Source organism: Bowmanella yangjiangensis, from assembly GCF_018531185.1.
Taxonomy (GTDB): Bacteria; Pseudomonadota; Gammaproteobacteria; order Enterobacterales; family Alteromonadaceae; genus Bowmanella; species Bowmanella yangjiangensis.
In genome coordinates, this window is the sequence record NZ_JAHDJU010000001.1 from 1,433,847 (window position 1) to 1,446,973 (window position 13,127).

The following is a 13,127-nucleotide window of genomic DNA, read 5'->3' on the forward strand; positions in this document are numbered from 1 at the left end:
AACAACATGTTAAAAATGCAAGGTGTCAGTAAAATTTTTCGTACCGATTTGGTGGAAACCCACGCATTACGTAAGGTTGACCTGCATATCAAAGCTGGCGAGTTTGTTTCTGTTACCGGTCCGTCTGGCTCAGGCAAAACCACCTTTTTAAATCTGGCCGGGCTGCTGGAAACCTTTGAGGAAGGGGATTACTTCCTCGATGGTGAAAATGTCAGAGGCTTGTCGGATAACGCCCTGTCTGATTTAAGAAACCAAAAGATTGGTTTTATTTTTCAAAGCTTTAATTTACTTCCTGACCTGCCTTTATACGACAACGTGGATGTCCCTCTGCGTTATCGCGGCCTGAGCGCAAAAGAGCGTAAGCGCCGAATCGAAGAGGCGCTGGAGCTGGTGGGCTTGGGCTCTCGTATGAAGCATCTGCCCACACAACTATCGGGCGGGCAACAGCAGCGTGTGGCCATTGCCAGGGCTATTGCCGGTGAGCCGCGTTTTCTGTTGGCCGATGAACCGACCGGCAATCTGGACTCGCAAATGGCCCGTCAGGTCATGGAGCTGCTTGAAAAGATCAATCAGCAAGGTACCACCATAGTGATGGTAACTCATGATGATGAGCTGGCCCGCCGGGCTGGGCGCAACATCCAGATCTTTGATGGCCAGGTCAGCGACGTTAATCAAGACCCCAGCGAAGCGCTGGTTAAACGCGCTTAGGAGTTGCCTCATGTTTGCTTATAACTTTTCTCTGGCGCTCAGAAGTCTTAAGGACAGGCCCGGCCTGACGGTGTTGGTACTGCTTGCCATGTCAGTGGGGCTGGGGCTGTTTATTACGTTTTACACTAGTGCTCAAAACGGCTCGGATATTCCCCACGGCGATAAGGCCAGCTCGTTGTTTCTGATTCAGATGGATAATCGTGAACTGAGTGCCGATAAGATTGACCGGGCGATTAGCATGCCGGATACCACATACCGTGATGCGGTAAATCTGTACAACCTGGATATGCCCGCTACCCGTCAAACCTATGTGATGCGTACCTGGGCAACCTTAAGTTTTGCCGATGGTGATGTTCGTCCCATGCAATCTCGCGGTGCAGCCACTACCGCAGATTTCTTCGCCATGTTTGAACCCCCTTTCTTGTACGGCAGCGGCTGGCGGCTTGACGCCGACGGCGGTGACAATCAGGTGGTGCTGGGCAAAACCATGAATGAAAAGTTGTTCGGCGGTATTAATAGCGTGGGCAAAAGCTTTCTGCTCAACAATAAGCCGGTGACAGTTGTGGGGGTAATGGACAGTTGGCATTTAAGCTGGCGCCTTTACGACCGTGGCTTTTATCAGGGGTACCCGCATGATTTCTTTGTGCCGGTGCAGTACGCCCTGAACCAGAATTTTATCCGTGACACCCGCTTTGATTGCTGGGAAGCCGACCAGCCACAGAGCTCACGCTTTACTTCTCAGGATCTGGATATCCTGAAAACATCGGAATGCGGCTGGCTGGCATTTTGGGCCGAGTTGCCCGAGGCAGACAGAGGAATGTATCAGGAAAAGCTTAATGCTTATATCAACGAGCAGAAAGCCTATGGTCGATTCCCCCGTGAGGTTCACACTTTTGTATTGAATGTGGTGGAGCAGATGGATTTTCTCAATGCGAATTACGGAGAGCAGAGTTCGGTGATTATGGCCTTGCTGTTTTATGCGGTATGTCTGCTTAACGCTATCGGCATTTTGCTTGCCAAGTTTGTACGCCGAAGTAAAGAGGTCAGTGTGCGCCGAGCGCTAGGAGCCAGAAAAAGCGCAATTATCCTGCAGCATACCTTGGAAGTCGTTATTTTAGGTTTGTGCAGCGCCGTGCTGGGGTTAGGCATTGCCCAACTGGGTTTAAAGGCTATGGTTCAGATTCGTTTGTGGGCATCGGATTACAATGCCAGATTTGAAGATGTGGTGCCTTTTTTCCAGCTCGATTGGTCGCTGGCTGCACAAGCTTTTCTGATTAGTGTGCTGTGTGCCTTGCTAATTAGCATTTATCCCATCTGGCGTTTGTGCAGTCAGCCGGTTGCCGGCTACTTGAAATCTCAATAAGGAATAATGGCGATGGATAAGCCTTTCTCTGACTGGCAGCAAGACTTAGGTTTGCTCTCGCTGCTTTTCATTTTACTGGCGGCTGCATTTGAATGGTTATGGCAAAGCAATCTGCTTGCACGCCTGAATTTGGCGGTACTGGATAGCCTGTCTGTTGCTGCATACCCCATTAAGGAGCAGGCCCTGTGGCTGCTCCCATTATTAGGAGCCTGATAATGGAAATTCGACCTATTTTGCTCAGTCTTAAACAGAATAAATTCATGACTATATTGATAGCTTTGCAGGTGGCGCTAACGATGGCCGTGCTGTCCAGCGCTATTTTGACCACATTAGTCACCTTGCGAGCCTGGAACATGCCTTCCGGCATCCCGCATGACAATATTATCCGCATCAATGCCGATTTTTACGATGACAGTCAGGATCTGGGGGCGGCCATGCAAAGAGATTTGCAACGTCTTTCGGCGCAGCCAGGTGTGGAAGCGATAGCTCGCACCTATGCGGTGCCTTTTCGGGCTGAAAACGTGCTCAACGTGTTTACTAGCCAGGATGAAAACGCCGCGCCCATGCAAACTGCTCTGGTCGAAGCTGAAACCAGTCTGTTTGATGTGCTCGAGTTGACACTGCTAGACGGCCGCTGGTTGTCCGTTAACGATGAGGTCATTGAGGGAGCGGCAAGCGGTCAGCGCGCTGCCTCGGTGATGATAAGCGCGGATTTAGCCAAGGCGCTGTTTGCTGGGCAAAGTGCGGTAGGAAAAACCTTGTGGCTCAGTAAAGGCGGTGACCCAGTGCAGGTGGTCGGCGTGTATTCCAATATGATGACGGGGGAAAATTTAAATGGCCGTGGCTTGTCCTATCATAGCCTGATACGTCCTCAGCTGTTGTGGAGTCAGGAAAACGAACCCGAGTACTTGATTAGAGTCGACGCTGGCAAAGGCGCAGCCATGATCGAAGAGATTGTCAGCCTGTTTTATCAGGAACAGGGCCGTTACGTTGGTGCCAGTGAATTGCTTACCCGGGTACAAAAGCGCATGTATGATGGACGCGGCAGTCGTGCCATGATTAATCTGGTGATCAGTGCCGTACTGATGCTGATAACCGCGTTGGGTATTGCCGGTTTGACGTCTTTTCAGGTTAATCAGCGGCGTAAGCAGATCGGTACCCGCCGGGCTTTGGGCGCGCGTAAATCTGATATTATCCGCTACTTTTTGACTGAGAATGCCCTGGTTACTCTGTTTGGCTGCCTGTTGGGTTTACTGGTGACCTTGTATCTGATGTTTGAACTGTCAGAGCGGGATGAGGAAAATTATCTGAACATGGGCGTGATTGGCTTGATCGTTCTGGGTATGTGGGCCATTAATGCCATTGCCACCTGGCTACCGGCTCGCAAGGCTGCGCAGATTTCACCGGCTATTGTTACCCGAGGCAATTAAGTTGCCGGTCTGCACTACTGCTCAATTAAGACAACAAACTGACCATTAACAAAAATAGGGCCCTGCCTGGACAGGGCCAAGGTATAAGATGACAACACCGAAAATTCTGATAATTGATGACAACCCGGATATTGGCCAGGCGCTCAGGGTGTTATTTACCATCAACGGTATGGCCAGCGAGCAGGCCTTAAGTCCTGCACAAGGTCTGGAAAAACTAGCTGATGGCGATATTGATCTGGTTATTCAGGATATGAATTTCAGTGCAGATACCACCTCGGGGCAAGAAGGTATCAGTCTGTTCCACCAGATCCGTGAGATGCATCCTGACCTGCCGATCATCCTTATTACCGCCTGGACCGCTCTGGAAACAGCGGTAGAGTTGGTTAAGGCCGGTGCTGCCGACTACTTGGGTAAACCCTGGGACGATGACAAGTTGATGGTCACGGTGCGCAATCTACTCAAGCTGGGTGCTTTACAGCGCGCACAACGTGAGCAACGTGGTTACTCGCAGTCGAAGAGACGGCAACTGGAAAACGAGTTTGATCTTTGTGGTCTGCAGTTTCAAAGTCAGTCCATGTATGACCTGCTACGCATCACGACACAGGTTGCGCATGCCGATGTGTCGGTATTGATCACCGGCCCCAATGGTGCGGGAAAGGAAAAAATCGCAGAAATCGTGCAGGCCAATTCCAGTTGTAAGCATGGCCCTTTTATAAAGGTCAACGTCGGCGCTTTACCTAAAGACCTGGTGGAAGCCGAGCTGTTTGGTGCGGAAGCCGGTGCCTATACAGGTATCAGCAAAAGACGCACGGGACGTTTTGAACTGGCCGACGGTGGCACGCTGTTTCTGGATGAAATAGGTAATCTGTCTCTGGACGGTCAGGCTAAACTGCTCAGAGTGCTGGAAACCGGCGAATTTGAGCGTATTGGTGGCAGTGATACCCTCAAAGTCAAAGTACGGATCATCAGTGCCACGAATAGCGATTTGAAGGCCGCCATTGCTGCCGGCAGTTTTCGTGAAGATCTCTACTATCGTCTGAATGTGATTGAGCTGGCCTTACCGGCCTTAAACCAGCGCCGGGCAGATATTTTGCCTTTGGCCAGGTATTTTCTTGGCGACAAACTGCAATTGGCACCCTGTGCTGAGCAGGTGCTGGGTCAGTACGAGTGGCCGGGGAATATCCGCCAATTAAAAAATGTTATGCAGCGGGCTTCGTTGTTGTGCCAAGACCAACTGGTGAAGGTGGCTGACTTAGGTTTACCTGCCGAGGTGGTTAAGGCTGCCGTTTTGTCTGCTGAAGGCGGTACGCCAGTGCCGGAACCAAGTGCAGAGGATATCAGCCAGGCTATTGAAGAAGCCGGTGGTGTGATTGCTGATGCCGCCAGAAGTTTGGGCCTGAGTCGTAGTGCGCTGTATCGCAGGTTGAAAAAGTTTGAACTGGATAACTAACAAGTCCCTCTATCGTCGTCTGCTTTTAGGCCTATTGCCTTATTTGGCGGGGGTAGTGTGGCTGCTGGTATGGCAGGTAAAGACAGGTCACTCTGCCTGGCAACTGGTATTGAGTGGTGCTGTGGCTGTGGTGGTGCTAGCGGTCTGGCTAAAATGGTTGCTGTCGCCCTTTAGCCGCAGTGCGCTGGCAATTAAACACGGCTTACTGGCCCTTAAGGATGCAGATTTCAGTATCAGTATTCATAATCAGCGCTACCTCGAAATGCTTGAGCTGGTGGATGCCTACAATCAGCTTACCCAGGTGTTGCGCGCGGAACGCATGACCTTGAATCAGCGAGAGTTGTTGCTGGATAAGGTGATCCAGCACGCGCCGTTAGCCATGGTATTGACGGACAAACAATATGTGGTTTTTTCCAACACCGCTAGCCGAGAGCTGTTTGGCCTAAGTAGCAAGCTGGAAGGTTGGCGTTTTACCGAATTAGTTGAACGTTTACCGACGGCTTTGGCTTCGGCATCAAGAGAGTGTCAAAGCGGTTTGGTCAGCTATGTACAGGACGATTTAACGCAGGTTTACCAATTGCATTGCCAGCCCTTCCACCTGCACGGCAAGTCTCATCAGTTGTATCTTTACCAAAACCTCAGTCGAGAGATGTCGCGCAAAGAAAACGAAATGTGGAAGCGTCTGATCCGTTTGATTAGTCACGAACTGAATAACTCCCTGGCGCCTATTCAATCTTTAACTAAATCAGCCCGCGCTATACTGCAGCAGCCTGAGCATCTCGCCATGCTCGAAGAGATCCTGGATACCATCAGCCGTCGCAGTGCCCATTTGCATCAGTTTATTGAGCGCTATAGTAACTATTCACGCTTACCACCGCCCAGCAAGCGGGAGGTAGTGATAAGTGAATTCTTTCAGCATTTATGTACGTTGTTTGCTATTCAAGGAGAGCTTGATTCTGTCAGCCAGCACGCCTGGTTTGACCCGGCGCAGATTGAGCAGGTGATGGTAAACCTGGTCAAGAATGCCCAGGAGTCAGGATCTGATGCACAGGAAGTTGGCTTTGAACTGCGCCAGCATGGCCAGCATCTGAGCTTTATGGTGTATGACAGAGGTGCTGGCATGACTGAATCTCAGCTTAGTCAGGCGCTTTTGCCTTTTTACACCACCAAATCCACTGGCAGCGGCATAGGGCTGACTTTATGTAATGAAATTATCAGCGCGCATCAGGGTAAATTGCGTTTATACAATCGTGATCATGGTGGCTTGTGCGTTTCTTTTACCCTACCTGTTCGCAGCGCTGCGCAGGTCAATGACAGGCAAAACTAAAGCCTTTGTCTGTCATTTTTAAGTTGGGCAAACTGCCCGGCCTCAATCCAAAGGAAGTATGTATGCAATTAGTTTCAGTGAGTCGCAATGACTACCCAAGGCTTATTCAGATTTGGGAAGCGTCTGTGCGTGCAACCCACGATTTTCTTAGTGAATCCGCTATTCTCACGCTCAAGCCATTAATTCTGGAGCAGTATTTCGACGCGGTGAACTTAACCGCGGCACGCAATGACGCGGGGGAACTGCTGGGCTTTAGTGGTGTTGCTGACGGGAATCTGGAAATGTTGTTTATCGCACCGGAGCAGCGTGGACAGGGGGTAGGGGCCGCGCTTTGCCGTCATGCGATAGAACATCAGGCTGTGACTAAGGTGGATGTAAATGAACAAAATCCACAGGCCATTGGTTTTTACTTGCGCATGGGCTTTGAGCAAGTGGGACGCAGTGAACTGGACGGGCAGGGCAATCCCTTTCCGCTGCTGCATTTGGCATTAGCCTGATTGTTCCTGAGCTTGCGTTTATTACAAGGAAGTCTAAGTGAACACCTTAGTTGTTATCGCCCACCCACTGCAAAACAGCCTTTGCGCTTATTTGGCATCGCAAACCATTCAACATCTCAAGCACCAAGGTCATCAGGTTGAGGTGAAGGATCTTTACCAGGAGGCGTTCCAGCCAGCCCTCACACAGACTGAGCGGCAGAGTTATTATCAGCCCGAATTTGATACTTCAGTGCTTGCGCAGGATATTGCCCAGCTTAAAAGGGCCGAGTTACTGGTGCTGGTTTTTCCCACCTGGTGGTTTGGCTTTCCGGCCATACTAAAAGGCTGGTTTGATCGGGTGTGGGCACCTGGCCATGCTTATGACCATGCAGCCGATTTGGGTGCGATTCAGCCTCGTTTGGAAAATCTTAAGGAAATGAAAGTGGTCACCACTTTGGGCTCTCCCTGGTGGGTGGATAGACTGATTATGTTCAGACCAGTGCGACGTATACTTAAAACCGCCTTGCTGGGTGCCTGTGCGGCTAAATGTCGCTTTAGCATGTTATCACTTTTATCAAAGTGAAAAAGCCGACAAGCAACGTGTAGAAGCCTTTGTGGACAAGATTCGTCAGCGTTTTTAACCGGCTTTGACTCAAGCAAAAAAAGGTCACCTGAAGGTGACCTTTAGATTTGTGATTAGTAGCCCTTTTTATTGTGCCGTATAACCGGGGCTAACCTTTTGATCATCTTGCCAAACTCCCTGTCCTTGGCGCGCCGTTCCTGTAGCGAACTGGTGTTTCTGCGAAGCTCGGCCTGCAGCTTATGGTAGTTAGCCAGGCGGCGAGACTCCAGTTCACCGCTATTAATGGCCAGCTCCACCGCACAACCCGGTTCGCCCATATGCTGACAGTCTTTAAAACGGCACTGCTTGGCAAGCACATCGATATCAGCAAATGTGCGGCGTATGCCATCTTCACCATCACTTAACTGCAGCTCCCGCATTCCTGGCGTATCAATCAGGACAGCACCTGAAGGCAAAAAGTGCATGGAGCGAGCCGTAGTGGTGTGACGTCCTTTACTGTCATCCTCACGAATAGCCGCGGTTTTCTGTCCATTTTCACCGCTTAAGGTGTTTACTAGGGTGGATTTTCCTACCCCGGAGGAGCCCATTACTGCCAAGGTCTTGCCCGGTTTGCACCAGGACAAAAGCGACTTGCAACTGTTGTCATCCAGGGCATTGACCGACTCCACGATCAACAAGGGATCTAACTGCTGTACCATACGGCGTTTATCTTCGGCGTCGTCGCATAAGTCCAGTTTGGTGAGCACCACCACAGGGTCAACGCCGGCCTCATAAGCGAGGGTCAGATAGCGCTCTATACGACTGAGTTTAAAGTCCTGATTCAGCGAGCTGACAATCAGTAAAGTATCCACATTGGCGCTGATTAACTGTTCCGCTAACTGGCTGCCTGCGGCCTTGCGTTTAAACACCGACTTGCGCTCCAGCAGCCGTACAAACTGCCCATCAGAATTGAGCAGTAGCCAATCACCAATAGTCATGGCTGGCAGGGCCACAGTGAGCGGCAAGTGATGCTTGCCTTGTTCAGACGCCAGTACATATTCATTACGATGATGCGCAATCACGCGCGCGATATTAAGTTGCTCAAATTCTTGCAGGCTAAGTTGTTGTTGAAAAAACGCCTGCCAGCCCAGTTGAGAAAGGGATAAATTCATATGATTTCCTTATGCGCACAGCCAAGGCTCTGCACACAGAGATAAAATGCATAGGAACCACAAGACACCGGTTTGAATAAAACCGAGTTTATTAATAGTCAGAGGTCCCGGTTAGAACACACCGGGCAAAGGCAGAAAATGGGCCGAGGAAAGCGACAGCAGTGACGTTACTCAGCAACCTTTGCCGGGCGGGTAAAAACGACAATCATCAAACTCTCCTTTAAGAATAGCGTTACTCAGCGGCCTTCAGCATAACAACTATTATGGGCATTGGCGACAGAGTTTTTGACCCAACTATAGCTTGCTAGGTGCTGGCGATATTCGCCGTTTTGCCACTAGCCATCCCAGCCAGAGTAAGGTGCTCATGCCTATGGCGGTGAAAATAGCCGGCTTAGGATTTTCTATGCTGCTAATAGCCCCTGCATAAGCGCCTATCATGGCATAAGGCACACTACTGCATAGCCACAGCAGCATAAACTTAGCAAAGCGCATTCTACTGATACCTGCCAGGCAGGATGTCACTTCGGGCAAAATAGGCAGGGCGCGCGCCAGCAGGATTAATATGGGGCCATGCCGAGCAAAGGTGTGGACGGCTTGCTGATGCTTGGAGGCATCTTTTTGTAGCTTCCTTATTAACTTATCACCATAGCGGTAGCTGATGCCGTAGCCACCCATTCCGGCCAGAGATAAACCGATGATGGCCGACAGTGCCCCTGCCAGTGGCCCGAGGAAATAACCGCTGAGGATAATGATGGTTAGGGTCGGTACAGCAATAAATAAATCCGCAAATAGCAGCGCGACCACCATACTGCTGACGTACAGGGGATTTGCATGCTGGGCGGCTTCCAGCCACAGGCGAATTTGCTCAATCGTCAACAGCCCCGTGGATTTGATAATCACAAAAGTGCTGGCAAATAGCAGCACCAGCGGCAATACCAGGGTAAGTAAGGCTTTCATAAGGGTATCCTGTGATTAAGGGTAGATAACCGAAATATTGATAACATCCGGCGGGCTGGATAAGGTTAATCTGGCCTCCTTAAACGAGGGAGCTCCTGTAAGTCGCACCCGCGCCCCATTGGAAAACCCCAGACCTTCTGCGGGCCACACTCCCGTCCAGTTTTTAGTGACCTGGTTGTTCATATCCTCGTCATGCAGCACTTTGATGGCAAATTCCCCGGGGCTTTGAGGGAAATGAAACAACATGCTGTTGGCACCGGCCGTTACAGGCGCGGTTTGGATACTCAAGGCGCTGCTGTGATCTTTGGGAAAGCCGTCTTTCGCAAACAGCATCACCATAATTTGCCCCTGGCGGGCGGTGTCAATCTGGCTAACCTTCACGGTCAGCGCCTGGGTGGTAAAAGGAGAAAAGAGTAACGCCATCATAAATCCTTTATATGCTGTAGCTGGAAAACGAGAGGGATGTTTCATGTTGCTAATGTCCTTTCATCAGGTGGCGAGCCAATGCCGGTGCGATGCGCAGCAGCAAGCGAAGTAACTTAACTTTGCCGATATCATGTTGCGTTTTACCTAGTTCAAGGCCGCGGATAATGGCCTGTGCTGCCTGTTGAACAGATAACTTGTTGCTGCCGCGCCCTTGAGTCATTGGGGTGTCCACCAACGGCAGAAAAGCCTGTAAAACGCTGACTTGGGTATGTTCAAGTTGGTAACCCAGGCTTTGGGAAAAACTGTTCAGGGCCGCCTTACTGGCGCAATAAACCGCCGATTGGGTTTTCGGAGCAAGGGCCAGCCCGGAGTTGATATTCAGGATGTAGCTTGGTTTGCCAGATTGCAGTAAAGCGGGCAAAAGCAAGTAACTTAAGGCACATACCGCGGTGAAGTTTAGGGTCACTTCATGAGCAATAGATGCATAGCAAAAGTCGTCGTCTAACAGCCTTGGGGTAAACTGCACGGCGGCATTGTTGATAAGCACATCAATTTGCGCATAGTCGCTGAGGATATTCTGGCAAAGTGACGGGAAAACCTGCTGGTCACTCATGTCCGCAGAATAGGTCTGTATACCGGCAAAACGCTGCTTAAGGGCGACCAGCTTGGCGTCGTCTCTGCCAATTGCCAGAATGTGATTATGCGGGGCGAGCTGGCACACCAACTCATAGCCGACACCGGATGTTGCGCCGGTGATCAGCAGGGTTTTGTTAGATAACATGGGGTAATTAACGCACTCAAAATGTGTTCTTGAGTGAATTTAAGCCCCTTATCGGGATGGCAGCCTTAACCTGGGTTAAGGGGCCTGAAAAAGTTAACTGGGCTTAACTTTGCAGCCAAAGGTTAATACCGCGAATACTGATAAAGACCACCACCATGGTCAGGCAGGCTGCAGTTAGCATTAAGAGCAGATAAAAACCTCGGATAAAGCGAATTTTCATGCGTACCGACCAGCTTTGACGTGGGGACGGACGCCGCGGCAAGCGGGTAAAGGCAGTGATAAACCAGTAACTTATGCCGCTCCATAGCAAGGTCAGAATGCTGGGTATCAATAGACTGTCCTGGCTGCTACTGCCACTTAGCAATAATACGTAAATAAATACTGCCAGCGACATTAAGCCAACCAGCGATAAAAAAGGTCTAAGCCATCGCAGCCTAATGGCTACTACGCGAAGCTTGTCGAGCATCTTTATACATCCTGTTTTTTGCGACAGTGTAGCACTGCGCTAAGGTCAGTTTCGATAGGCAATGGATTGGGATAGCCAGTGATGAGAAGGGCTGCGTAGTTTAGGCCAAAAACAGATATTGCCTGTTGTATTAAGCGCAGCCCTCAGGTGTTATTTCTTAATAACCCGGTACAGATAAAGCAGCAGCAGTGCACCGCCAACCGAGATTAAGACACTGTAAAGATTAAAACCGCTAAAGCCGCCGAAGCCGAGCAATGAGGCGATAAAACCGCCGACAAAGGCACCGACAATGCCGATAATAATAGTCACAATCAGCCCGCCGGGATCCTTGCCTGGCATAATCCATTTTGCCAACACCCCAACAATCAGTCCCATAATAATCCACGAGAAAATTCCCATAGTGCACCTCTTTTTTTGGATTGCTTTACCAATGTGCCTGTTTTACAGATGATGTAAAGCGCTTTATGCAGGGGAGTGCTTGTTAACCCTTGGATAGAATTCGATAGAATAATCGCAAGCAGGCATGGTAAAACAACTAGTGCCAAGAATATGGAAAGCTTACCCGCCTTTTGTAAGCTAATTCAAAGGAATACCTATGACATTCAGAATCTATATGGCCGTGTTCAGCCTGCTTTTTCTTGCTTCTTGCAGCGCGCTGGTCAGTCAGAAAACGGGGCAAAGAACCAAGGCCAGCAGCCTGGTGGACTATTTATACCCGGATGAACAAAGCCGCGAAGCGCATCAGCCACAAATTCCGGTGTTAACCTTGCCGGTGAAGGTGGGATTGGCCTTTGTGCCTTCCAAGCACTGGCAACATGATGGCATTCAGAGCAAAGATCAGATTGAACTGCTTGATAAAGTGAAGCGGTCATTCTCGCAGTACGACTACATTGACCATATAGAAGTGATCCCCAGCACTTACCTTACTGGCGGGCAGGGCTTTATCACCCTGGAGCAGGTCGCCCGACTGTATGACGTGGATGTGATGGCGCTGGTTTCTTACGATCAGGTCACCCAATCGGTTGAGAATAACGCGGCGGTGCTGTACTGGACCATAGTCGGTATGTACCTGATCCCAGGTAATGAAAACTCGGTGCAAACTTTTGTCGACACTGCGGTGTTTGATGTGAAAAGCCGCACTATGTTATTCAGGGCGCCAGGCATCAATAAATTAGACAAAAGAACCACGGCAATTGGCGTGGATGACACCTTATCGGAGAAATCGCTGCAAGGCTTTCATCTGGCCGTTGAAGATATGAGCAAGAATCTAGATGCTGAACTCGCTCGCTTTAAAACCAGGGTAAAAGAAGAGAAGATCGCAAAAATTCAGCATAGCGAGAACTATTCAGGTGGTGGCGCTATGGGGCTTTTCCTATTGCTGTGTGGATTGGCGCTGCTGAAGATAAGGGCCGGGTTCAACAAGCGAGCTCGATAACATGGAAAACCTCCGGCGCAAAGCATGCGCATTCAGGCAAGGGCGTCGGTAGCCACTGATGCGCAAATGGATCATCGGCATACTGGTGGTGATGCTTACTGGTTTTATGCTGCCCGAGCCTGTGGCTATCCCGGTTAAAAACGCCACGGCTAAAGACTGGCATAAAGACACCTTTTGGTATGAACCCTGGGGCAGCTCTGGTGTGCATAAAGGCGTGGATATATTTGCCCATGAAGGCACGCCGGTGATTGCTGCTACTCATCAATGGATTTTATATCAAGGCGAGATTGCCAAAGGCGGCAAGGTGGTGCTGGCCCTGGGGCCAAAATGGCGCATACATTACTATGCGCATTTGGCTAGTATCACACCGCAAAGTGGTATGGTTGCCAGGGGCGAACCCCTAGGAACGGTGGGCAGTACCGGCAATGCTCAAGGCAAAGCGCCGCATCTGCATTACAGCCTGGTGTCACTCGTTCCCATTCCCTGGCGAATGGACGGAACCACCCAAGGGTATAAGAAAGCCTTTTATTTAAACCCTATAGAGGTTTTCACAAGTTCTACTCCTCAACCCTAA

At 50.2% G+C, this 13,127-nt stretch carries 16 protein-coding genes; 10 read left to right on the forward strand and 6 right to left on the reverse strand.

The window, feature by feature from the left end; translation table 11 throughout:
• Positions 1–6 precede the first annotated feature (6 nt).
• From KJY73_RS06435 to KJY73_RS06470, 8 genes are all read left to right on the forward strand, one after another.
• Positions 7–708 (forward strand): ABC transporter ATP-binding protein, encoded by a 702-nt coding sequence (locus tag KJY73_RS06435; RefSeq protein WP_214341615.1) that lies wholly within the window; start codon positions 7–9, stop codon positions 706–708.
• A 10-nt stretch (positions 709–718) separates the two neighbouring features.
• Entirely contained in the window at positions 719–2,071 is a 1,353-nt protein-coding gene (locus tag KJY73_RS06440; RefSeq protein WP_214341618.1) for an ABC transporter permease, read from the forward strand.
• Between the two features lie 12 nt (positions 2,072–2,083).
• A complete protein-coding gene (locus tag KJY73_RS06445; protein ID WP_214341621.1) occupies positions 2,084–2,284 on the forward strand; it encodes a hypothetical protein in 201 nt (66 codons plus the stop codon).
• Between the two features lie 2 nt (positions 2,285–2,286).
• Entirely contained in the window at positions 2,287–3,501 is a 1,215-nt protein-coding gene (locus KJY73_RS06450) for an ABC transporter permease (protein ID WP_214341630.1), read from the forward strand.
• An 88-nt stretch (positions 3,502–3,589) separates the two neighbouring features.
• Positions 3,590–4,951, forward strand: coding sequence for a sigma-54-dependent transcriptional regulator (locus KJY73_RS06455; protein WP_214341633.1), 1,362 nt, complete (start codon positions 3,590–3,592; stop codon positions 4,949–4,951).
• Complete coding sequence (locus KJY73_RS06460) at positions 4,935–6,278, forward strand: sensor histidine kinase (RefSeq protein WP_214341636.1); 1,344 nt, start codon at positions 4,935–4,937, stop codon at positions 6,276–6,278. Before KJY73_RS06455 ends, KJY73_RS06460 begins: the two co-directional genes overlap by 17 nt.
• A gap of 62 nt (positions 6,279–6,340) precedes the next feature.
• On the forward strand, positions 6,341–6,775 hold the full coding sequence (locus KJY73_RS06465; RefSeq protein ID WP_214341639.1) for an acetyltransferase: 435 nt from the start codon (positions 6,341–6,343) through the stop codon (positions 6,773–6,775).
• 37 nt (positions 6,776–6,812) lie between these two features.
• A complete protein-coding gene (locus tag KJY73_RS06470) occupies positions 6,813–7,337 on the forward strand; it encodes an NAD(P)H-dependent oxidoreductase (RefSeq protein WP_214341641.1) in 525 nt (174 codons plus the stop codon).
• A gap of 113 nt (positions 7,338–7,450) precedes the next feature.
• On the opposite strand, the gene rsgA is transcribed toward KJY73_RS06470, so the two are convergent.
• The 6 genes from rsgA to KJY73_RS06500 all read right to left on the reverse strand — a co-directional run bounded on the left by rsgA (position 7,451) and on the right by KJY73_RS06500 (position 11,517).
• Positions 7,451–8,488 carry a ribosome small subunit-dependent GTPase A gene (rsgA, locus tag KJY73_RS06475; RefSeq protein WP_214341643.1) on the reverse strand — a complete coding sequence of 346 codons (1,038 nt, stop codon included), beginning with the start codon at positions 8,486–8,488 and terminating at the stop codon, positions 7,451–7,453.
• Between the two features lie 294 nt (positions 8,489–8,782).
• Positions 8,783–9,445, reverse strand: a complete 663-nt coding sequence (locus tag KJY73_RS06480; RefSeq protein ID WP_214341645.1) for a TVP38/TMEM64 family protein — start codon at positions 9,443–9,445, stop codon at positions 8,783–8,785.
• 15 nt (positions 9,446–9,460) lie between these two features.
• Entirely contained in the window at positions 9,461–9,868 is a 408-nt protein-coding gene (locus KJY73_RS06485; protein WP_214341647.1) for a DUF2141 domain-containing protein, read from the reverse strand.
• 52 nt (positions 9,869–9,920) lie between these two features.
• Complete coding sequence (locus KJY73_RS06490; RefSeq protein ID WP_214341649.1) at positions 9,921–10,652, reverse strand: SDR family NAD(P)-dependent oxidoreductase; 732 nt, start codon at positions 10,650–10,652, stop codon at positions 9,921–9,923.
• Between the two features lie 103 nt (positions 10,653–10,755).
• On the reverse strand, positions 10,756–11,118 hold the full coding sequence (locus KJY73_RS06495) for a hypothetical protein (RefSeq protein ID WP_214341651.1): 363 nt from the start codon (positions 11,116–11,118) through the stop codon (positions 10,756–10,758).
• A gap of 150 nt (positions 11,119–11,268) precedes the next feature.
• On the reverse strand, positions 11,269–11,517 hold the full coding sequence (locus KJY73_RS06500) for a GlsB/YeaQ/YmgE family stress response membrane protein (protein ID WP_214341654.1): 249 nt from the start codon (positions 11,515–11,517) through the stop codon (positions 11,269–11,271).
• A gap of 196 nt (positions 11,518–11,713) precedes the next feature.
• On the opposite strand from KJY73_RS06500, the gene rhlP reads away from it, so the two are divergent.
• On the forward strand, positions 11,714–12,553 hold the full coding sequence (gene rhlP / locus KJY73_RS06505) for a rhombotarget lipoprotein (RefSeq protein ID WP_214341657.1): 840 nt from the start codon (positions 11,714–11,716) through the stop codon (positions 12,551–12,553).
• 58 nt (positions 12,554–12,611) lie between these two features.
• Positions 12,612–13,127 carry a M23 family metallopeptidase gene (locus tag KJY73_RS06510; RefSeq protein WP_214341668.1) on the forward strand — a complete coding sequence of 172 codons (516 nt, stop codon included), beginning with the start codon at positions 12,612–12,614 and terminating at the stop codon, positions 13,125–13,127.